The sequence below is a fragment of the Anaerobacillus alkaliphilus genome (assembly GCF_004116265.1).
Taxonomy (GTDB): Bacteria; Bacillota; Bacilli; order Bacillales; family Anaerobacillaceae; genus Anaerobacillus; species Anaerobacillus alkaliphilus.
On record NZ_QOUX01000046.1, the window covers coordinates 854,541 to 875,687 of the forward strand.

Annotated in this window: 18 protein-coding genes and 1 other annotated feature; all 18 genes read right to left on the bottom strand. The window is 35.4% G+C overall.

Going from position 1 to position 21,147, the window contains the following annotated elements:
* Positions 1 to 404: 404 nt before the first annotated feature.
* On the bottom strand, positions 405 to 2,327 hold the full coding sequence (gene thrS, locus DS745_RS19375) for a threonine--tRNA ligase (protein ID WP_129079858.1): 1,923 nt from the start codon (positions 2,325 to 2,327) through the stop codon (positions 405 to 407).
* Between the two features lie 59 nt (positions 2,328 to 2,386).
* Positions 2,387 to 2,634: a binding site (T-box leader), on the bottom strand.
* A gap of 94 nt (positions 2,635 to 2,728) precedes the next feature.
* The gene (gene ytxC / locus DS745_RS19380; RefSeq protein ID WP_161568319.1) at positions 2,729 to 3,589 is read right to left on the bottom strand and encodes a putative sporulation protein YtxC; all 861 of its coding nucleotides are present in this window, start codon (positions 3,587 to 3,589) and stop codon (positions 2,729 to 2,731) included.
* 174 nt (positions 3,590 to 3,763) lie between these two features.
* The gene (gene mqnC / locus DS745_RS19385) at positions 3,764 to 4,873 is read right to left on the bottom strand and encodes a cyclic dehypoxanthinyl futalosine synthase (RefSeq protein ID WP_129079860.1); all 1,110 of its coding nucleotides are present in this window, start codon (positions 4,871 to 4,873) and stop codon (positions 3,764 to 3,766) included.
* A gap of 133 nt (positions 4,874 to 5,006) precedes the next feature.
* Positions 5,007 to 5,936, bottom strand: coding sequence for a primosomal protein DnaI (gene dnaI, locus DS745_RS19390; RefSeq protein WP_129079861.1), 930 nt, complete (start codon positions 5,934 to 5,936; stop codon positions 5,007 to 5,009).
* A gap of 3 nt (positions 5,937 to 5,939) precedes the next feature.
* Complete coding sequence (locus tag DS745_RS19395) at positions 5,940 to 7,379, bottom strand: replication initiation and membrane attachment family protein (RefSeq protein ID WP_129079862.1); 1,440 nt, start codon at positions 7,377 to 7,379, stop codon at positions 5,940 to 5,942.
* Positions 7,380 to 7,570: 191 nt separating this feature from the next.
* Positions 7,571 to 8,035 carry a transcriptional regulator NrdR gene (nrdR, locus tag DS745_RS19400; RefSeq protein WP_129079863.1) on the bottom strand — a complete coding sequence of 155 codons (465 nt, stop codon included), beginning with the start codon at positions 8,033 to 8,035 and terminating at the stop codon, positions 7,571 to 7,573.
* Positions 8,036 to 8,216: 181 nt separating this feature from the next.
* Positions 8,217 to 8,612, bottom strand: coding sequence for a DUF1499 domain-containing protein (locus DS745_RS19405; protein WP_129079864.1), 396 nt, complete (start codon positions 8,610 to 8,612; stop codon positions 8,217 to 8,219).
* 108 nt (positions 8,613 to 8,720) lie between these two features.
* Positions 8,721 to 9,110, bottom strand: coding sequence for an adenosylmethionine decarboxylase (gene speD / locus DS745_RS19410; protein ID WP_129079865.1), 390 nt, complete (start codon positions 9,108 to 9,110; stop codon positions 8,721 to 8,723).
* Positions 9,111 to 9,385: 275 nt separating this feature from the next.
* A complete protein-coding gene (locus DS745_RS19415) occupies positions 9,386 to 10,420 on the bottom strand; it encodes a glyceraldehyde-3-phosphate dehydrogenase (protein WP_129079866.1) in 1,035 nt (344 codons plus the stop codon).
* 188 nt (positions 10,421 to 10,608) lie between these two features.
* Entirely contained in the window at positions 10,609 to 11,202 is a 594-nt protein-coding gene (gene coaE / locus DS745_RS19420) for a dephospho-CoA kinase (RefSeq protein WP_129079867.1), read from the bottom strand.
* 23 nt (positions 11,203 to 11,225) lie between these two features.
* A complete protein-coding gene (ytaF, locus tag DS745_RS19425) occupies positions 11,226 to 11,861 on the bottom strand; it encodes a sporulation membrane protein YtaF (RefSeq protein WP_129079868.1) in 636 nt (211 codons plus the stop codon).
* Positions 11,862 to 12,014: 153 nt separating this feature from the next.
* Positions 12,015 to 12,842: a DNA-formamidopyrimidine glycosylase gene (gene mutM, locus DS745_RS19430; protein WP_129079869.1), complete on the bottom strand. Its 828-nt coding sequence runs from the start codon at positions 12,840 to 12,842 to the stop codon at positions 12,015 to 12,017.
* A 117-nt stretch (positions 12,843 to 12,959) separates the two neighbouring features.
* Positions 12,960 to 15,575: a DNA polymerase I gene (gene polA, locus DS745_RS19435; protein ID WP_129080104.1), complete on the bottom strand. Its 2,616-nt coding sequence runs from the start codon at positions 15,573 to 15,575 to the stop codon at positions 12,960 to 12,962.
* Between the two features lie 130 nt (positions 15,576 to 15,705).
* The gene (gene hflC, locus DS745_RS19440; protein ID WP_129079870.1) at positions 15,706 to 16,635 is read right to left on the bottom strand and encodes a protease modulator HflC; all 930 of its coding nucleotides are present in this window, start codon (positions 16,633 to 16,635) and stop codon (positions 15,706 to 15,708) included.
* Positions 16,635 to 17,612, bottom strand: a complete 978-nt coding sequence (hflK, locus tag DS745_RS19445; protein WP_129079871.1) for an FtsH protease activity modulator HflK — start codon at positions 17,610 to 17,612, stop codon at positions 16,635 to 16,637. Before hflK ends, hflC begins: the two co-directional genes overlap by 1 nt.
* A gap of 267 nt (positions 17,613 to 17,879) precedes the next feature.
* Entirely contained in the window at positions 17,880 to 19,652 is a 1,773-nt protein-coding gene (gene pnpS, locus DS745_RS19450; protein ID WP_129079872.1) for a two-component system histidine kinase PnpS, read from the bottom strand.
* Complete coding sequence (locus DS745_RS19455) at positions 19,645 to 20,361, bottom strand: response regulator transcription factor (RefSeq protein ID WP_129079873.1); 717 nt, start codon at positions 20,359 to 20,361, stop codon at positions 19,645 to 19,647. The genes pnpS and DS745_RS19455 overlap by 8 nt, the downstream gene beginning before the upstream one ends.
* 239 nt (positions 20,362 to 20,600) lie before the next feature.
* A complete protein-coding gene (locus DS745_RS19460; RefSeq protein WP_129079874.1) occupies positions 20,601 to 21,083 on the bottom strand; it encodes a MaoC/PaaZ C-terminal domain-containing protein in 483 nt (160 codons plus the stop codon).
* Between the last annotated feature and the right edge of the window lie 64 nt (positions 21,084 to 21,147).

Sequence of the window (21,147 nt, forward strand, 5' to 3'; positions counted from 1 at the left end):
TTGTATTTTACTAGAAGTTAAACTCTATTATATCCTGAAGTTGATCATTTGCGTAAGTACATCTTGTTAACTTTTTTATTTTTGCTTTCTTTTAATTAGGCTGTTTTCGCAAAGTTTGTTGCTTAAAGATACAAAGAATTCACAACTAATTTAGTAAGTATTGCTCTTTTCTTACAAAAATTTATTGGCTGATATCCTCATCTAGGGTATTTTTCCCGATTATTTTAGGGTATAAAGCAACAGTTTTTAGTGCGACGAGTAACCGCAGGAGCAATGTTTACGAAAAGAGCCTTTAATTATTCCGTTTAAAACAGTATTGAACTTATTATAGAAGAAAAATATTTACCTAAGTAATAGTAGCGCACAAAAAAACTGCTGAAACTTGTTTCAGCAGTTTTTTTAAATTAAACTAAGTTATTTTTTCTAGTAGCGATTTCTTCTTTAATGTTAAAGATAAATGTTTCAAGACCAACAGCTTCTGAATTTTGTTCGCCATATTTACGAACATTTACAGCACTGTCTTCAATTTCCTTATCACCTAATACAAGGATATAAGGAGTTTTTTGCATTTGTGCTTCACGGATTTTATAACCCATTTTTTCATTACGAGTATCAATGTGAACACGAACTCCAGCTTCAGAAAGTTTAGCTTTCACTTGGTTTGCATACTCAAGATGAACATCACTTACTGGTATGATTTCCACTTGTACTGGAGCAAGCCATGTTGGGAAAGCTCCTGCAAAGTGTTCAACTAGAATACCAAAGAAACGGTCGATAGATCCATAAATTGCACGGTGAATAACAACCGGATGAACTTTGTTGTTGTTTTCATCAACATACGTTAAGTCGAACTTCTCTGGCATTTGGAAGTCAACTTGAATTGTCGCACATTGGTGGCTACGTTTTAGAGCATCCTTAATGTGGAAGTCGATTTTTGGACCGTAGAATGCGCCATCACCTTCGTTTAATTGATATGGTAGTTGTAAATCTTCTAACACATTACGAAGAGCGTTCTCAGCTTGCTCCCAAAGGCGGTCGTCACCCATTGAATTTTCTGGACGAGTCGAAAGTTCTACAGAGTACTCGAAACCGAATGTCTTATAAATTTTATCAACCAGTGTAAAGACTTCTTTAATTTCACTTTCGATTTGCTTTGGTGTTACAAAGATATGTGCATCGTCTTGACAGAACGTACGTACACGAATCATCCCGTTTAATGCTCCACTTAATTCGTGACGGTGAACTTGACCAAACTCAGCCATACGGATTGGTAGGTCACGGTAAGAATGAAGTTCATTCTTGAAGATCAGCATGTGCCCTGGGCAGTTCATTGGTTTCATTGCAAACTTCGTATCATCTACCTCTGAAAAATACATATTTTCATGGTAATGCTCCCAGTGACCGGATTGCTCCCATAAACGTTGGTTCATCATAAATGGTGTGCGTACCTCATCGTAGCCTGCAGCACGCTGTAATTCTCTTGAGAAGTTCTCAAGTTCTGTACGAACAACTTGTCCCTTTGGTAGATAGAAAGGCATACCAGGAGACTCCTCCGAGAACATGAATAAGTCTAGCTCTTTCCCTAGCTTACGATGGTCACGCTTTTGTGCCTCTTCAAGGAAATGTAAATATTCATCTAAATCTCCCTGCTTAGGAAATGCTGTTCCATAAATACGTTGCAGCATTTGATTATCGCTACTTCCTCTCCAGTAAGCACCCGCGATACTCATTAACTTTAAAGCCTTAATTTTTCCTGTAGACGGAAGATGTGGTCCACGACAAAGATCGAAAAATTCTCCTTGCTCATAAATAGAGATTTCTTGTCCTTCTGGAAGCTCACGAATAAGTTCAAGCTTTAGGTGATCGCCAATTTCCTCATAAATGCGAAGAGCTTCTTCACGAGAAACAACATTACGGCTAATCGGTAAATTCTCATTAATAATCTTTTTCATTTCTTTTTCAATTAGTGGTAGGTCTTCTGGCTTTAATACATGCTCCATGTCAACATCATAATAGAAACCATTTTCAATAACAGGTCCAATTCCTAGTTTAATGTCTGGATACAGTCGTTTCAGTGCTTGTGCCATTAAGTGAGCAGTACTATGACGATAAACTTCTAATCCTTCTTTTGAGTCTAGTGTCACAATTTCTACTGCCGCATCTTCCGTAATCGGTAATAATAAATCAACAACTTTACCATTTACTTTACCAGCTACCGCCTTTTTCTTAAGACCTGGGCTAATCGAAGCTGCAATATCTTCAGTCGTTACTCCTTGATCATACTCTCGTATTGCGCCATCAGGGAAAGTTACTTTCACTTGTTCCATAGTTAACACTCCTTATTTTCTGAAAAATTAAAATAAAAAACAAAAAACACCCATCCCTAAAAAGGGACGAGTGTAGCGCTCGTGGTTCCACCCTCATTCACACAAGTACCTAAGTAACCCAGAATAGGGGCTTCAGTACACGTTTGTGTCTCATGAGATATAACGGTTGTGGCCGTCAGTAGATACTATTAGTTCCCTACTGAAGTTCAGAGGTGGTAAGTACTATTTTCGTGTTAGGAAGCTCTCAGCTATACTTCCCTCTCTTTAAACCGTAAAATAAAACTCATGTCCTCATCATAACTTATTTTGGATGTAATTTGCTTATGTACGTTATTATATGAATTTATTTTACGAAAAGCAAGTTTAAATTGGTTTTTAGAAAAAAATACCTCTCCACGACCTTAATGCATTTTATAGTTCTTCTTTTCGAACACACTTTTACTATATATTTGAACTTTTTCTTGAAATATATTCTGAATAGAATGTATCACACCACTATCAATATCATTACTATACAGATGAACTTCCTTTGGGGCAATACTAACTAATGGACTGATTACCATTTCTTGAATTGGAATTTCCTTTTCAAAAACAATTTCACGGTCTAAAAAGGTTTCTAGTTTTTCGTCAGAAATTGGTTGGAAGAACTCATCATAAAAAAAGATTTCTTTATCAATAACTAGATGAACACAATTTAATCTCGGTAGACGTTTTTTTAAATAAAATCGTAAGCTCTCTAAAAGGTTTTGATATTCTTGTTCTAGACGGAACTCATCAATAGCCATTTCTACACAATCAATTAATTTATCCAAATAGCCTCTTAAACGAAATGTTAGAAATGAATCATAACAAAAATTACAATCTCTAGTTAAAAAAGTATTAAATGCATCCTCAATAATTTTTTCGGTAGAAAACAATTTTGTTACATTTGGTAAATCTAATCTTTCACCTGCTAAAATTGACTTCGCCATTACTAAAATATGAGACTGTTCTTCTTCGTTTTCGTAAAAAAATATATTCTCAATAATATCTAAAAGCCAGGCATCTTCTTTTGTTTCAACCACATGCTTTTTTAATACTTTAGTTAAAGCTGGTTTTATTGTTTCATTAAAATCAACTGTGTCATCTACTTTTATAAATAGTTTATCGCTTACTTCCGAAAGTTCAACTTCCTCATTCTTTATAAAGGCCTGAAGCCCAGCCTTAAAATTAGTAAGTAAATCATAACGATCGAGCTTATTTTGTAAATAAATCTCTATCAATGAAAGCCCCTCCCACAACAATTAGACGCAAACTACCTTCTAGTGTCTATTTTTTCTATACATATATATGGGGGCTTATCCAAAATAATGCGTATAACTAGAAATTAATTATCTAGATCTTAGTTCGTCACCCTAGGAAAAAGAAAAAGCCGATGAAGTCATCGGCTTTGCTGGTTAATTTTGCATCACAAAATCTTTATCTGTTTGTTCCTCTTCTTTAAATACACGCAGGGTGTGATACTTCGTATTTCGTTGAGCAGGTACTTTCCCCGCTTCTCGAATTAATCGTAAGATAAGATTTGTATTTACCTTGTGAGTTGCTCCTGCAGCTGAAACAACATTTTCCTCCATCATTGTGCTTCCAAAGTCATTACATCCATATGAAAGTGATTTTTTACCAATTTCTGGTCCCATTGTAACCCAAGAAGATTGGAAGTTTGGAATGTTGTCCAGAAACAATCTAGAAATAGCTAAATTTTTCAAGTATTCTTCTGGTGTTACTTTTTCAGCTTTAAGATTTGTATTATCTGGTTGGAATGTCCAAGGTATAAATGCTAAAAAGCAGTTTGTTTCGTCTTGAGCATCACGAACACGCTGAAGATGTAAAGCACGCTCGTGGTATGATTCGCCAAAGCCAATTACCATTGTAGCTGTACCGTGCATTCCAACGGTCTTCACCATTTTCATACACTCGATCCATTGTTCCCAAGAGCCTTTTTTCTTACTAATCTTCATTCTTGTACGATCGTCAAGAATTTCTGCTCCACCACCTGGTACAGAATCGAGTCCTGCCTCTTTAAGCTGAAGTAAAACTTCCTTTAGACTATGGCCAGAAACCTCTACCATTTTCCAGATCTCAGCAGGAGAGAAAGAATGCATCGTAATAGTAGGGAAACGTTGCTTAATTTTCACTAGTAAATTTGTATAGTAGCTTAAAGGTAAATCCGGATGTGTTCCACCTTGCATGAGAATTTCTGTTCCATTAACATCAACAGTTTCTTGAATTTTATCCAGTATTACTTCATCATCTAATACATATCCGTCCTTATGACCTGGAGGTCGATAAAAAGCACAAAAGCGACAGTACGTATCACAAAAATTTGTATAATTAACATTTCTACCGATAACAAACGTTGTAATTGGTTCAGGATGCCACTTTTTCATAACTTCATTAGCAGCAGCACCAATTTTCTCCACTTCGTTGCTCTCGTATAAAAGAATAGCGTCTTCAATCGTTAATCGCTCTCCACTAACTGCGCGTTCAAGGATACGGTCAATTGTCATATAAAAACCCCCATCTCTCTTAGTAAATCCAGCATATCTATTAATATATCAATAATTTCAGAAGAAACACCTTTTATTATGGTAACATACTTTAGGAAAAAATGTATAATTAGATTTACTTCGTTTTCATCGTCTAACCTCTACGGTTTTTCCCCTCAATGAAAATTGGTTCAGCAAAATGACGGATGCGTTCCATGATGCGTTTAGACTTTAATTGTTCGATGCCGCCTTTTTGTGAATAGGATAGATGTTCTTCTAACTCTTCAAAATCATAGTTTGATGTATACAATGTTGGTAGCTTTTCTAGCATCCTATGTTGAAGGATTACACCTAAAATATCATCCCTTACCCAACTAGACATTGTTTCAGCACCAAGATCGTCCAAAATTAGTACAGGTACATTTTTTACAAGATCAAGTTTTTCGTTATAAGAACCATCATGAATACCCGACTTTAATTCTCTGAAAAAATCCGGTGTATAAACAAGCATCGTTGAGATATTTCTCTCTGCAAGTTCATTGGCAATTGCTCCCATGATATAGGTTTTGCCTACTCCAAACTTACCATGTAAGTAGAGACCCTTTCCTGATGTTCCAGGAGTTGCCGTTGTTGCAAACTCAACTGCTTTTGCAATGGCTAAAATCCTTGAGCGATTATCTTGGTCAAGATGATCAAAGGTAGCAGCAAGAATTTCTTTTGGTATATATAAGCTTTTCACTAATTTTTGTTGGCGTTTGCTTTCTTCAGCTTTTAGTTTCATCTGACAAGGATTATATTTAAGCTGAATTTGGGCTCGCTCTAAATATAATTCTGGTTGGTATCCTTTCATCATGTTCGGGCACAGGTCTAAACCTGTACATCGATGACAGTGGTTTCTCTCATTCCGAAATTCAAATAGTCTGGAGATATTCCGCTCAATCTCACTTTCAAGTATATCAGGGTTAGCTTGAATAAAGTTCATAATTGCTTTATCAGTTAGAACTTCCTCCTTCAAACGTTGGAATTGATTTAAAAATTTAGTAGAATTTTTCATTTTTTGTAACGTTTCTTGGATAGATTCCATTCTCTAACCCTCCTGTTTACGTTGTAATTTTAACTGCTTTAGTTTTGCCTCTAACTCTTCTTTCACTTTGGAGATATCATCCTCTTGACCTGGTTTTGTTTCCTTTTTCTCTTCTGTTAACCACTTTGGCAAGCGATCTTTCCTAACGTAGCGGTTATTGTTCTGACGTGTTTTTGCCGAAACTTCTTTAGTAGCAGCTGTCTCTGAAAGTCCCTGCTCCCATTGACTACGTTTTTTATATTCTGCCTTGGCCAAAATCATGGCCTCTTTTACTGTCTTTATATTTTTTCTCGCCCATTGCGCTGCAATTTTTTCTACATAGGATTTTGTTAATTTCATATCATTAATTTCGAGAATAAAGTCAAGCAGTACATTCGCCACTCCAGGTAAAAGTTTGTAATCTAATAATAGTGATTCAATAATTTTTGCATCTGCAATCGGAACTTTTGCACCATCCGACTTACTTTCTAGCAAAGTTAAAGGGGATTCAGTTTCATAAAGGAAGATCATTTCTTCTTCCTCATTTGATGGTTGTTTTCCTGTCATTGTTCGATGTTTTTGAGGGTGTGTTCGTAACCCTAATCCTGGTGGTTCGCTTTCGTGTGTGAACTTATACCAATTTTTAACCTTTTCTCTCATAAGATCTAGATCAACCTTGTCGTCATGAAGTAGGGAGTCTTGAATGATTTTACTCATCTCATAAGGATCAATTCGGTATACAAATGCCAAACGGACAATCATATCCTTTACTTTTTCGGTTAATAATGTCTTTGGATTGATCAGATTCGAGAGGTGAGTAGTTAATAATGAAAAGTCAAACGTATCTTCAAGTATTGAATAAGATTGGGTACTATCGTCATTACCGACGATATCTCGATTCAAATCAATTGCAAGTGAAGATGAAAGTTCGCCTTGCTGTGAAGAGATTTCAGAGTGATGCAAGGAAGTAAATACATCTCCAAATGACATAGTAATGTCCTTATACTCCTCTTTACTGACCTTACTGATCGTAAAACGATCTCTTAGCTGGAGATATCGATATTTTCCAACCCTATTGTATAAATAAACACTAAGGACATCATCTTTAAAAAATTCTTGCGGACTAAAAGGCTTTTGTAGTTCGTATAAATAGCTGACATCATCATCTAGCTTTTGTTTATAAACATTTAAAAGTCCAATTCCTTCAAGCTTTTTCCGTTCCTCGAATATTTTATCTAAAGGGAGACCCATCATTGTCATTAAAGTTTTGTGTGTTGTCTCTAAACTTGTAAATTGATCTTTTTCTAACTCGCTCTCAAGAGCGAAATAAAGACTATGGGCAACTGCTCCAATTAGTGGCTGATATAAAAGGGTAATAATTTTTCGGTCTGTTTCGTTTATATAGGAGTTCGCTCGAACTATATAACGATCAACAGGTAATAAATGCATCCAATGTAACGCCATTTTTTCATCACCCGTATCTAGTATTTTACTAATCTATTTTAACACTTTTTTTTATAATTACATAAAAACTCAAATCAATTTTTACAACCATTTAGGGAAAAATGTACAAATAAGAACAAAACTTTCTGTTAGAGTTATTTTCTATTGTCAATTAGAACAAAAAAAGAGCTAAGATCATATCTTAAGCTCTTTTATTTAGTATCAGCTTTTTGTAAAAGGTCTTTTAATTCCTCTATAAATACATTAATATCTTTAAATTGCCGATAAACTGATGCAAAGCGAACATATGCTACGTCATCAACATTAGCTAGATATTCCATAACACTTTCACCGACATCCTCACTTTTAACTTCAGCAAAACCGGCGTTTCTAAGATCTTTCTCAACCTTATCAACTATCTCCTCGAGCTTCTGTAACGGTACTGGACGTTTTTCACATGCGCGGATAAGGCCACGGAGGATTTTTTCTTTACTAAACTCTTCTCGATTACCATTTTTCTTTACAACGATTAAAGGAGTTTCCTCTACTGTTTCAAAAGTCGTAAAGCGAAAGTTACACTCTTCACACTCTCGTCTTCTTCTAATCGAGCGCCCTTCGTGACTTGGGCGTGAGTCAAGTACTCGAGTACCGTTATAACTACATGTAGGACAGCGCATAACAATCATCTCCATATGTTTGCCTTAAATAATCTTTCACTTATACGACTAGAACACTAAGTGTTTCATAATTCTATAGTATCACGAAATAAATACTTGTCCTTTATTATGATATAAAAAAATGATAGTAAGTACAAGTGATACTTTTACCAGGCTCTATTTATGTTGACTTTGTAGAGGTCTAAGCCCCTAGTCCGGATCCTACATATTCTAAATGCTTGTCTATTTTTTTGTAGACTTCTTTAATTACACTTGCACTAAACCCAAAATCTAAAGGAAGTGCTGTTTCTGTTGTTACAGCAAAGTCGACAGCTGTTCTATTTGGGGATACCATAATAATCGTAGCTACCAAAAAGAATTTCTTTTTTGCTTTCCCCTCAACAATAATTTCTCCTCGATCAATTGAATTTGACTTCACTTGAAATCCTTGTGTTTTATGCAATAAGGTTAGGACTTCGTTAAATGCTTTGTCCTTCATTGCTTTATAATATCTTGTTTTTAACGCCTCATCATAATGTGACTCAGCTGTTTCTGTATGCGTAGAAAAGTATTTATTAATTGTTTCTTTAAATCCCATGCTTTCTCCACCTCTCTAATAATTACCTTAGTAAAATTATAGACAAAAAATGAAAAAATTGCTAGAAAACTCAAAAAAGAGGTGTACGAATACACCCCTTACGGATCTTTACGATTTTAATGAAGTTACCTCTAGTTTTCCTACACGGATTGGACCCATTCCTCTAGGCACTTGAACATGCTCTACTGTTTTGGCTCCAAGTCCTTTCGAAATATAATCAGATGCCACATTAGGGTCAATACGATCACCACATGTATATACATCAATACTCGCATAACCATGTTCAGGAAAACTGTGTATTGTTAAATGTGACTCAGAGATTATAACTACACCACTTACACCATGAGGTGCAAACTTGTGAAAAGCAACCTCTCTTACTTCAGCACCAGCTTCTAATGCTGCATCAACAAATAATTGCTCAATAAAACTGATATTATTCAACTTTTCTACATCACAGCCCCATAATTCTGCTATGACATGACGACCCATTGTATCCATAGTTGAATCCCCCTTCGTTTAAATATTCATGCCTTCTCATGCATGCAGGAAGTTTGATTACTAAGGGGGAAAGTTAGTCCAGAGAGGTCCTAACCCTTTCAAGTAACCAAGCTGTCCTTAATTGCTTATATGAAGTTCACGAAATTTAGTATACTTGTTTTGGATTTTATTTGCAATGATAAATCTGCATATTTTAGAACCCAAGTATAGCAGAACGATGGGTGATACAACTTACTATACCCTTTAAAAAGCTGTACTATTTATAAACGTCGCTGTTAAGAAACCCCAATTTCTGAGTGCTTTACGATCTCACTTGCCACATAATTTACTAAGTCAACTACTCGACAAGAGTACCCCCACTCATTGTCATACCAAGCCAATACTTTAATTTGTCTTTTCCCTATTACCATTGTTGATAAACCATCAATTATTGAAGAGTTTTCATTACCATTAAAGTCAATTGACACTAGTGGTTCCATTGTAAAGCCAAGGATACCTTTTAATGAGCCGTTTGCAGCTTCTTTTAGTGCTTCATTAATCTCTTCAATTGTTATGTCCTTTTCAACAGTAGCAACCAAATCCACAAGCGATACGTTTGGGGTTGGTACACGAAGGGATAGCCCGTTCATTTTCCCTTCTAATTCAGGTAATACTAATGATAAAGCTTTTGCAGCTCCTGTCGTAGTCGGAATAATTGATTGACCACAAGCTCTTGCTCTGCGTAAATCTTTATGTGGATTATCTATATTTTTTTGGTCATTTGTGTACGAATGAATGGTTGTCATTAAACCGCTTTCAATACCAAACTTTTCATGAATTACCTTTGCAACTGGAGCTAAGCAATTTGTTGTACATGAAGCGTTCGAAATAATGTTGTGTTTCTCATGGTTATATTTATGGTCATTAACACCCATCACAATTGTAATGTCCTCATTTTTTCCAGGGGCAGTTATAACTACCTTCTTAGCACCAGCCTCAAGATGATAACCTGCTGTTTCTTTCGATTTAAATTTCCCAGTAGCTTCAATTACAATATCAACGTTTAGCTCTTTCCAAGGTAATTTCTTAGGATCACGTTCGCTGATTAACTGTATTTTTTTTCCATTAACAGTGAGTGTATCATCAGTTTCAGCTTTCACTTCCCCCATAAACTCGCCATGGATACTATCATATTTAATTAAGTGAGCAAGGGTCTCTGCAGGATAACTCGCATTAATTGCAACAAGTTCTAATTTATTATCAAGAATTGCCTTACGAAACACCATTCTCCCAATTCTTCCAAACCCATTAATTGCTACTTTCGCTTTCATATATGATATCCCTCCACAAAATTATGTCATACTAAATAAATGTTTTCTAAGATTAGTATAACATATAGTATGAATATATGAAGTTCTTTTTGCACTTTTCTCGAAAAATAGTTAATAAATGTACGAATGTCTATAGATTTAAACAAAAAAGATAGCCTTTTGTATAATAACAAAAAGCTACCACTACTTTATATACAGTCCCATTTTCTTAAAATACTTAATAATTGATCTTTTGACTCAGCAATGGAACCATGATTATGAATAACTTCATCAGCGAGGAGAATTTTATCTTGCAAAGGCATTTGTGAACTTATTCGTGCCATGGCTTCCTGATCAGTAAATTGATCTCTTAACTTTAAACGCTCAAGCTGTAATTCTTCATCAACGTACACAACAATTATTTTCTCAACCATTGATGTTAATTTACTTTCAAATAAAAGTGGAATATCTAAAACAATTGTCCGATACCCCTTTTCCTGCCATTGTGCGACTCTGTCCTTCATTCTTTTTCGAATAGCCGGATGTACAATTTCATTTAGTGCTAAACGCTGTTTTTCATTATTAAAGACAATTGTCCCTAATTTTTTTCGATCCAAGTTCCGATCAAAAGCTAAGATATCAGCTCCAAATGTTTCAATGATTTTTTCATAAGCTGGCTCTCCTATTTCCACAACTTCACGAGCAATTACATCTGCATCTACAACAGGTATACCAATATCTGTTAGCATTTTTGATACTGTACTTTTTCCACTAGCAATTCCACCGGTTAATCCAATAATCATCGTTTTACTCCCTAAAACAAATGTTACAAACGAATAATCCCTATGATAATCAGTAATAAGCCTGGTATAAATGAAAACTTATGCATTATTTTTGAATCTGAAAAGAAATAGCCACTTTTCATCCCAAGTGTTACGCATAGAGCACTCATAATTGCGACACTTGCTGCCATAAACCAAGGGGAAAATCCAATCAATGCAGCCCCAATCCCTGCTCCAAATGCGTCTAATGAAAGGGCAATCCCTAGAAAAAAAGCTTCTCTACCAGTAATTGTTCCTGAATTATCAAAGTCTGCAACCATTGGTTTTCTCAAAATTTTTATTACTACTCCTAAAACTTTAATCTCAAAATTAACTATTACGTCGTCTTCCTTATTCTTTTCATCTCTTTTCGCTGGTCGATAAATCTGATAAAGAGCCCATGCTCCAATCATTATCAAAATCAAGCCACCAATAGACTCTGCAATACTTGGTGATAAGTATTTGACAATCATGTTACCAATAGTCATGGCAACAAGAATAGACACCGCCGAGCATGAAGCAATAAACAGCAAAGACTTAAAAGGAAGCTTCATCTTCCTTAGGCCATAGGTTAGCCCAACTCCAAAGCTATCGAGACTTACTGCCAACGCTAATAAAAGTAAGGAAAGAATTTCAACCATATTCAAAGCTCCTTCCAACCACTGATACGATAGTATATGGTAGGAGCCCATCCAATGTACTTATTAATTTTGAATTATGAATTATGAATTGATGTAAGTGAAAGTCTACGAAGCAAAACTTTCACCATAATTTCTAATACACAATTCATAATTTTATTTCTTTTGGCATTTCGGACAAAAGTGGGTTCCTCTTCCACCTACAACAATTTTTTCTATTGCCGTTCCACAAGCTTTACAAGGCTCACCTTTTCTACCGTAAACAAATAATTGTTGTTGGAACATGCCCATTTCTCCTTGACCATTAACATAAGACTTCACAGAGCTACCACCTAAATCTATAGCTTCTTGAAGCGTAGCCTTTATTTCTTTATGAAGTCTTTTTACCTCTTTTTCTGTTAAGTCCTTTCCAACACGTTCTGGATAAATTCCAGAACGATAAAGTGCTTCATCTACGTAAATGTTTCCTAGTCCGACCAACTTAGTTTGATCTAATAAGGTTACCTTTACTTTGCGATTAGAGTCCTTAAACACTTCCTTTAAGGTGCTAGGCTTAAATTTCTCATCAAAAGGTTCAATTCCTAACTGAGTTAAAGGAAGACTGATATCCTCTTCCCCTTTAAGGAAGAGGTGCATTGTACCAAATTTTCTTACATCACGATAGCGTAACTGAGTTCCATCAGTGAACGAAAAAATAACATGTGTATGTTTATCAATTTCTTCTTCCTTTTCGTGTAAACCATAACGCCCTTCCATACGAAGGTGAGATACAATGACATAATTATCAAGGATGATTTTCAAGAATTTTGCTCTTCTTTCAACTCCCCTAATGGTCTGACCAATTAATAAGTGACAAAATTCTGCAACATCATCTGGTCTTTTAATGATCTTCCCCCAGTGAACAGTGATCTCTTGAATCGTTTTTCCGACAACTAACTGTTGTAACGTTCTTTTAACTGTCTCAACCTCTGGTAATTCCGGCATAAAACCACCCCATTCCAATTATGAATTAGAAATTATGAATTTTGAATGGCTTTTATGAATTGCTTCGAAGCATTTCTGATTAATTCATAATTCAAAATTCACAATTCAAAATTTTAACTACTTCGCATCATACCAAGAGCTGCCGTAGGCATATTCGACTTTTAATGGTACTTTTAAGTCAATCGCCGATTCCATTACTTCTGGTACGATCAGTTTTAATTTATCCAACTCTTGTTTCGGGGCTTCAAAGATCAATTCATCGTGTACTTGTAAAAGTAACTTTGCCTCTAGACCTTCTGCTTCAATTCTTAACGCAATATTTACCATTGCTTTTTTTATGATATCAGCAGCTGTCCCTTGAATTGGTGTGTTCATAGCTGTGCGTTCTGCGAAACTCCGTAAATTAAAGTTACGGCTAGTAATCTCTGGTAAAAATCTTCGGCGGTGGAGAAGTGTCGTTACAAACCCCTTCTCCCTTGCTTCTTGAACAATATTATCCATATAATCCCTTACACCAGGAAAACTTTCTAAATATCTTTCAATAAAACTGCCTGCTTCTTTTCGAGTAATTCCTAAACTTTGTGATAATCCGTAATCACTAATTCCATATACGATCCCGAAGTTAACCGCTTTAGCATGACGTCGCATTAGATCTGTCACAGCATCTTTTTCAACGTGAAAAACGTCCATAGCTGTTCTCGTATGAATATCCATCCCATTATTGAAAGCATCTATTAGCGTTTCATCATTTGCAATATGAGCTAGTACCCTTAATTCAATTTGTGAATAATCAGCAGCGAAAATAATCCAGTCAGGACTTGATGGTATAAATGCTTTTCTTATTTTCCTTCCTTCTTCTAAGCGAATCGGAATGTTTTGTAAGTTCGGTTCAGTCGAACTCAACCGGCCGGTTTGAGTCAGTGCTTGATTAAACATCGTATGAATTTTTGCTGTATCTTGATGGACAACCTTCAATAGTCCCTCAATGTAGGTTGAGTTTAGTTTTCCTAATTGACGGTAATGCAATATACTCGGAATGACCTCATGCTTGTCCGCTAACTTTTCTAATACATCTGCTGATGTAGAAGCTCCTGTTTTTGTTTTTTTGAGCACAGGTAAATTAAGTTTCTCAAAAAGGACTTCGCCTAGCTGCTTTGGAGAGTTGATGTTAAATTCAATTCCAGCAAGACTATGTATTTCTTTTTCAAGGTTTTTCAATTGTTCCCCTAAGTCTTCTCCCATCAACCGCAATTGTTCAACGTCAACTTTCACACCTGTCATTTCCATTTTTCCTAGAATAATCGTCAACGGCATTTCTAAATCGTAAAAAAGTTCATTTAGTTGATTTGCTGTTAACTCTTCACAAACTTCTTCTCTTAATGTGTAGACTGTGTTTGCCTTTTTCACAAGATGCTCAGCTACTATATCTCGATCTGGTATACTGCGTTTTGCACCTTTTCCATAAATAGCTTCATCTAAAGAGACGATTCGTTTACCTTTGCGATTAGCAATGTCTGCTACTTCATGGGAAGAAGCTGATGGATCAAGAATATAGGAAGCAATTAGAAGATCAAAGTTAATACCCTCTAGTTCAATTCCCTTCCATCCAAGGGCAACAACCGCACGTTTTGCATCGAATATCGCTTTTTTGGCTTCTTTATCTTTCGCCCACTCTTTAAAAGTGTCGCTCGCTATAGCCATTTCTGTAGGAATGTAATAACGTCCATTTTCATTAACAATTGCTAGACCAATGATATCAGCTTGGTGATAGTTTTCATCTAACACTTCCACTACAATTGCCGACTCCTTTGTAAGCATCTCGTCCGTTATTTCGTTAGCAATTGTAAAATCAAGCGCTTCTATTTCCTCGACTAGTTCTGTCTCATCAAAGTCAAAACGATCTAATAATGATTGAAAGTCTAGCTCTTTAAACAAGGAGATAACTTTCTGTTCATCATATTCCCCAAAGACTAATTCGTCTCTTGGGATCGTAATTGGAACCTCACAATAAATTGTAGCAAGCTCCTTACTCATAACAGCCTTTTCTTTATTTTCTGTGAGGTTTTCCTTTAGCTTTTTCCCTGAGACTAAATCAATTGACTCGAGCAGCTTCTCAACAGAACCAAACTCTTTTAAAAGCTTAATTGCTGTTTTTTCACCAATCCCCGGTACTCCAGGGATGTTATCGGAAGGATCACCCATTAAGCCTTTCATATCAATAATTTGTTTTGGGTTGATGCCATATTTCTCTAAAACGAATGTTTCATCATATGTATCTACATTAGAAATTCCTTTTCTAGTTAATGCGACTGTTACTTTTTCGGAAACAAGTTGAAGCAGGTCTTTATCACCAGAGTAGATTTTCACTTCCCAATCTTCTTGTTCACTAACTTCTTTCGCTAAGGTACCGATGATGTCATCAGCCTCGTAGTTTTCAATTTCATAGCGTTTTACATTAAAAGCATCTAATAGCTCTCTTATTAGAGGAAATTGCTCAGAAAGTTCTGGTGGAGTTTTTTGTCTTCCTCCTTTATATTCTTGGAAAGTTTTGTGACGAAATGTTGTTTTCCCAGCGTCAAAGGCAACTAACAGGTGAGTTGGTTTTTCTTCCTCAATTACTTTTAGCAGCATCGTTGTAAAACCGTATACAGCATTTGTATAAACACCTTTATCATTATTTAACAGTGGTAAAGCAAAAAAAGCACGATATGCAATACTATTACCATCAATCATCACTAATTTATTCTTCAAAGAGAATGCACCCCAATTTATCTAATATTGTCCTTTTATTTTACCATGTTCAATGCCGAATAAAAAACGAGGAAGCCTATTTACAAAAATAGACTTCCCTTGTTTAACTCTATTAATTACTGTACCCCATAAGAATACGAGCGTATGGAGCATCAGCAGGTAGGACAATTACCGTTTGATCATCAATCGTCTTCTCATAACTCAATAATGTTCGATATAAATTATAGAACTCTACATCTCTACCAAATGACTGATTATAGATTTGGGCTGCTCCTGCTTCCCCTTCAGCAATAATTACGTTTGCATCAGCATTTGCTTTTGCAACAATCTCTTTCACTTCACGGTCTGTATTTGCACGGATACGATTAGCTTCTGCATCCCCCTGAGATAAGTAATCTTGAGCAATAGAGTTACGCTCAGAAATCATTCGGCGATATACAGCTTGCTCATTCTCCTCTGGTAAATCTGTACGCTTCATTCTCACGTCAGTAACTGAGATACCATAATTATCACGAGCTAAGAGTTCATTCACTCGTTCTAATACGCGGTCGTTAAAGCTACCTCGAGAAGATTTTTCTTCATTAATAATTTCATCATAATCCAACTGACCTAATTCTGCTCGAATGACTGAATAAATAAAATTCATCATAATTGTTTCTGCACGATCGATTGTTTGTGCACTACCTATCATTTGTTGAGGATCATCAATTCGCCAAATCGCATAATTATCAACTAGAATTCTCTTTTTGTCTCGAGTATTAATTTCAGTTGGTTCTACGTCTAATATCATTTGTTTTTTCGTTAACGTAGAAACCGACTGGATAAAAGGAACTTTAAACTTCAACCCTGGGTCTTGTTCAACTCGAACTACCTCACCAAATTGTCTTACAACCTTAAACTGACCTTGATGTACAATAAAAATATTAGTAAGTAATAACATAAGCAAGCCAATAACTACTACTAACAATATTCCTAGTTTCGTATATTTTTTCCAATCATCCGTTGGTTTTCTTTCACTAAAATCAATAATTTTATCGGTCATTAATTTCCACTCCCTTGTCGTGAAGTTGTCGTTGCGGGTGGATTTACCTCAGTCGTTCTTTCTAGTGAACGAATTGGTAGATATTTCACAGTGTCAGAACTACTGTCCATAATATAAATTTCTGTATTAGGTAGAACTCTTTCTAAGGTCTCTAATACCAAACGAGTTCTCGTTACTTCAGGGTTAATTAGATACTCATTATAAAGGGCATCAAATCTAGCTACATCACCACGAGCACGCTCTAAACGCTCCGTTCTCGTTCCTTCTGCCCTTGAGATGATAGCATCCTGTTCACCTTTTGCCTCATTCATCTTTTGGTTACGATATTTATTTGCTTCGTTTATCTTAGTCAAACGTTCCTCACGAGCATCAGTAACTTCGGTAAAAGCACGACGTACTTCTTCAGTAGGTAATTCAACATCTTGAAGTTTTACATCCATAACTGAAATACCAATATCATAAGATTCAATCAGATCAACAAGATAATCCCAAACGTGAGCTTCTATTGCAGGTCTCTGATCTGTTAAAGCATCATCAATGCGAGAACTCCCGATTACACCACGGAGCGATGCTGAGGTTGCACTAAATAAAATTTGCTCAGGGTTATTAGAATTAAATAGGAATTTCTCTGGATTTGTAATTCGCCATTGAACTACTAAGTCCGCTAGCAAGATATTCTCATCCCCTGTAATCATTTTTGCTTCATCACGATATTCTACTACCTGACCATTTGTTTCATCATAACCCACCGTAGTGGTAAACGTACCTCTTGAGAGGATTTCTACTTTTTGAATTGGCCAAGGCAACTTAAACTTTAATCCTGGTTCTGTAATATGTTCATCAACCTTACCAAAAGTAATTAGTGCTGCCTGTTCAGACTCATCAACTATATACCAACCAGTCGTTAAGAACAGAGCTAAAATTGCGATTCCAATGAGTGAAAGGAAGCCGACGATAATTTGCTTCACTGTTACCATGAATGTTCCCCACTTTCCATTTTGTTTTTATTTACTCTTTACCCATTATACTTACGTATTAGATAAAATAAAAGTTTCATAACTTTACAGTTTTAAAAAACAAAAAAAAGGAAAGCAATAATTGCTTTCCGAAAGAAAAGGGGGTGTAAGTCAATTTCCGACTACAGTGTAGTGTTTATTTGCTTACAATTACAGTTTACAAAACTAACTATAGCAACTATTCATTAAGTTACTATAAACTACTTGTTAATTTTTTGTAAACATTCCTTATTTTAACTGGTTTTTATTAAATTTAATAGTAAATGCTGTACCTTTACCCACTTCACTTTCAACAACAATTTCTCCGTTATGTGCTTCAACCAAATGCTTCACAATTGCCAGACCTAATCCAGTTCCACCTGAATTTCGACTTCTTGCTCGATCAACTCTGTAAAACCGTTCAAATACTCTTGGTATCTCTTCTTTACTGATGCCAATCCCTGTGTCCTTTACTGAAAAATATACTTTATCACTATACTCTTGAATGAACACATCAATTCGTCCACCTTTTTGAGTATAGGTAATAGCGTTATTTATTAGGTTAATCATGATTTGTTTGATACGTAACGGGTCACCTTCAATAACACCTGAGCCTTCTTTCGTCTTTGATAACATGATACCTTTTTCTTCAGCTTTATTACTTAACATGACAATAATATCATCAGTTAACATACTTAAATCCACACGTTGCCAATTAAGCTGAAACTTGCTTTGTTCAATTTTTGATAAGTCTAATAAATCCTGAATTAAACTTTGAAGTCTTTCACTTTCATCCCAGATGATTTTCAGGAAGCGATTACGTAAAGCTTCATCCTCTGCTGCACCGTCTAATAACGTTTCAGTAAAGCCTTTAACAGAAGTTACAGGTGTTTTTAATTCATGGGAAACATTTGCTACAAAATCTTTACGCATCTGTTCTAGTCTTTTTAATTCAGTTATATCGTGAAAAACTAGGACGATTCCCTTTAATCTCTCTTTTTCCCCACTACTAATAATAGGTGCTCCGTATACATCAAAGTGACGCATTTCTAATTGAATTGGCAAAATGATTTGTTTTCTTTGTCCCTTTTCAGTCAAAAAAATCTCTTGTACAATTTTTACGATTTGTTTATGCGGTATCACGTTGTGATAAACTTTATGAAGCCAATGTTCAACATCTTCTTGAAAAATTGTTTTACAGGATTTATTTATAATACTTATTTCACCTTTATAGTTAATTAAGACTAGTCCACTACCCATATTTTCAATCAGCGTTTCCAGACGTTCTTGTTGTGCCTTATATGTTTTTGTGACTTCGTCTAGATTTTGGGCTAATACATTAAGTGAACGACTTAATTGGCCAGTTTCATCATTTTTCCCATGAGAAGCTCGAACTTTAAAGTTTCCTTTAGCTAACTGATTGGCTACTGAGGTTGCCTCTTCAATTGGCTTGGCCAATTCATTCGTAATCCTCGAACTTAAAAGCATGATAACTAAAAATGCTATGGAGAAACTAAAAAGTAACAATCCCCAAACTTTTTTATGAACTTCATCTAAAAGGTGAATGGGTAAGCCTAAACGGACATATCCAATGATTTCTTCTCTTTCAAGAAGAGGAACAGCGTAAAAGAGAAGATCTGCACCAACTGTATCACTAAATCTTATTGCTTGCCCTTCCCCCTCTTCTCGGACCTGAATAATCTCTGGCCTATTAAGGTGGTTTTCCATTTGTTTTTTGTCTGTGGCAGTTTCAGCGATTACTTCTCCTGTTGCTGTTATTACTGTTATTCTTGAGGCTAATTGATCCCCCATATCATTAACGATAGTTCCTAAATCGGTATGATCTAATCCAGTTTCCAGTATACTTATTGCCACGATTTTGGCTTCCTTAGATACGCGCTCACTAAGCTGTTCAAAATAAAACTCTTTAAACAGTTGCCCCAGTAATAGACCCAAACCAACTAATACAAAAAATATGGCAATCAATAAAGAGATCGTAAGCTTATTTCTATATTTATGCATTCAATTGAGGCTCCTCTAGCTTATAGCCTAATCCACGAATTGTTTTGATGTATATTGGTTTTTTTGTATTTGGTTCTATTTTCTCCCGCAAATGACTTATATGAACATCTACAATTCTCGTATCACCAACAAACTCGTAGTTCCAAACAGCATTTAATAGTTGATCTCTAGTTAATACTCGGCCTTTATTTGTTGCAAGATATAATAGCAATTCAAACTCTTTTGGAGTTAATTCAAGCTGGTTACCCTGATAAAAAACCTCATAGTTTTCGGAGAATATTTCAACTTCCCCTATTTTTATCGCTACTACCTTTGTATCTGTTAGTTTTTCTTCTTGAATTGGAGTTACCCGACGAAGTATCGCTCGAATTCTAGCCACTACTTCTCTAGGACTAAATGGTTTCGTCATATAATCGTCAGCACCTAATTCTAATCCTAGCACTTTATCAAATTCATCATCTTTGGCAGTAAGCATTAAAATTGGCGTGCTAATTTTATTTTGTCTTAATTGCTTACATACCTCTAGACCATCTAATTCAGGTATCATTAAATCTAAGATTATTAAATCAAAATTGCCATCTTTCGCTTTTTCAAAAGCAGTTTTACCATCCATCGCTGTAACGACATCATATCCAGCTTGTTCTAAATTAAACTGTAGCAGTGTTACAATAGATTCTTCATCGTCTACAACTAATAATCTTTGATTCATAGTTTTCCCTCCGAGAGTAACTATGGCTGTCCATAGAATTTTCATAATGCTTTAAGATTAATAGTACTACCTTTTTAGATATTATACAAAACGGTAATTGTAAATTTTATGTAAAGATTTATTAAAGTTTATATTCTTAGTGTTTACTGTACGTTAAGTTATATGTACCTAGTAGACAAGAATTGAATTCTATAAACAAAAAAAGTGGTAGGAGCTAAGCCCACCACCACTGCTAATGACTAGAAATTCTCAAATGTTCCTGAATTATAGGCAATTGATTTTAACTCATGTGGAGGACAAACCCCCATAATACCTTCGACAACAACAGTGCCAAATTCATCTTTTCCTTCTACTTTTATTTCTACATAATGCTCACTTTCGTTGACAGCAATAGTTTCAAGCAATAAGTTCAATGAACCATAATGGTACAAAGGCTTTGGAAAAGTTAAGTGTTGTTTAAGAACAGAACTTCCAGGACCAGGCAAATATTTAGAGATAGCAGATGTAATAATTCCTGCTAACATAATTTGAGGTACAATCGGTTTTTGAAATGGAGTTTGTGATGCATAGTCATGTTGAATAAAAATAGGATTAGCATCATCAGTTAACCCTAGATACAACAAAATATCTTTGTCCTCAATTTTCTTGGTTAGTTCTAACTTTTCTCCAACTTTGATTGTTTGAATTTTTCTACCTAATCTACGCTTTTTATTAAACATTATGTAACCTCACTTTCAATTATGTATCAATAATACTATGTAAGCAAATAGTAGAAAAACACAAGAT

What these genes read in the sequence shown, in the direction of transcription:
- DS745_RS19415 (WP_129079866.1), bottom strand. Translation starts at nt 10,420, where the DNA reads ATGAAAGCGAAAGTAGCAATTAATGGGTTTGGAAGAATTGGGAGAATG.
- DS745_RS19395 (WP_129079862.1), bottom strand. Translation starts at nt 7,379, where the DNA reads ATGGCGTTACATTGGATGCATTTATTACCTGTTGATCGTTATATAGTT.
- ytaF (WP_129079868.1), bottom strand. Translation starts at nt 11,861, where the DNA reads ATGGTTGAAATTCTTTCCTTACTTTTATTAGCGTTGGCAGTAAGTCTC.
- pnpS (WP_129079872.1), bottom strand. Translation starts at nt 19,652, where the DNA reads ATGCATAAATATAGAAATAAGCTTACGATCTCTTTATTGATTGCCATA.
- speD (WP_129079865.1), bottom strand. Translation starts at nt 9,110, where the DNA reads ATGGATACAATGGGTCGTCATGTCATAGCAGAATTATGGGGCTGTGAT.
- DS745_RS19405 (WP_129079864.1), bottom strand. Translation starts at nt 8,612, where the DNA reads ATGGGATTTAAAGAAACAATTAATAAATACTTTTCTACGCATACAGAA.
- thrS (WP_129079858.1), bottom strand. Translation starts at nt 2,327, where the DNA reads ATGGAACAAGTGAAAGTAACTTTCCCTGATGGCGCAATACGAGAGTAT.
- polA (WP_129080104.1), bottom strand. Translation starts at nt 15,575, where the DNA reads ATGATTGATGGTAATAGTATTGCATATCGTGCTTTTTTTGCTTTACCA.
- mqnC (WP_129079860.1), bottom strand. Translation starts at nt 4,873, where the DNA reads ATGACAATTGACCGTATCCTTGAACGCGCAGTTAGTGGAGAGCGATTA.
- hflC (WP_129079870.1), bottom strand. Translation starts at nt 16,635, where the DNA reads ATGACCGATAAAATTATTGATTTTAGTGAAAGAAAACCAACGGATGAT.
- nrdR (WP_129079863.1), bottom strand. Translation starts at nt 8,035, where the DNA reads ATGCGCTGTCCTACATGTAGTTATAACGGTACTCGAGTACTTGACTCA.
- coaE (WP_129079867.1), bottom strand. Translation starts at nt 11,202, where the DNA reads ATGATTATTGGATTAACCGGTGGAATTGCTAGTGGAAAAAGTACAGTA.
- hflK (WP_129079871.1), bottom strand. Translation starts at nt 17,612, where the DNA reads ATGGTAACAGTGAAGCAAATTATCGTCGGCTTCCTTTCACTCATTGGA.
- DS745_RS19455 (WP_129079873.1), bottom strand. Translation starts at nt 20,361, where the DNA reads ATGAATCAAAGATTATTAGTTGTAGACGATGAAGAATCTATTGTAACA.
- mutM (WP_129079869.1), bottom strand. Translation starts at nt 12,842, where the DNA reads ATGCCGGAATTACCAGAGGTTGAGACAGTTAAAAGAACGTTACAACAG.
- dnaI (WP_129079861.1), bottom strand. Translation starts at nt 5,936, where the DNA reads ATGGAATCTATCCAAGAAACGTTACAAAAAATGAAAAATTCTACTAAA.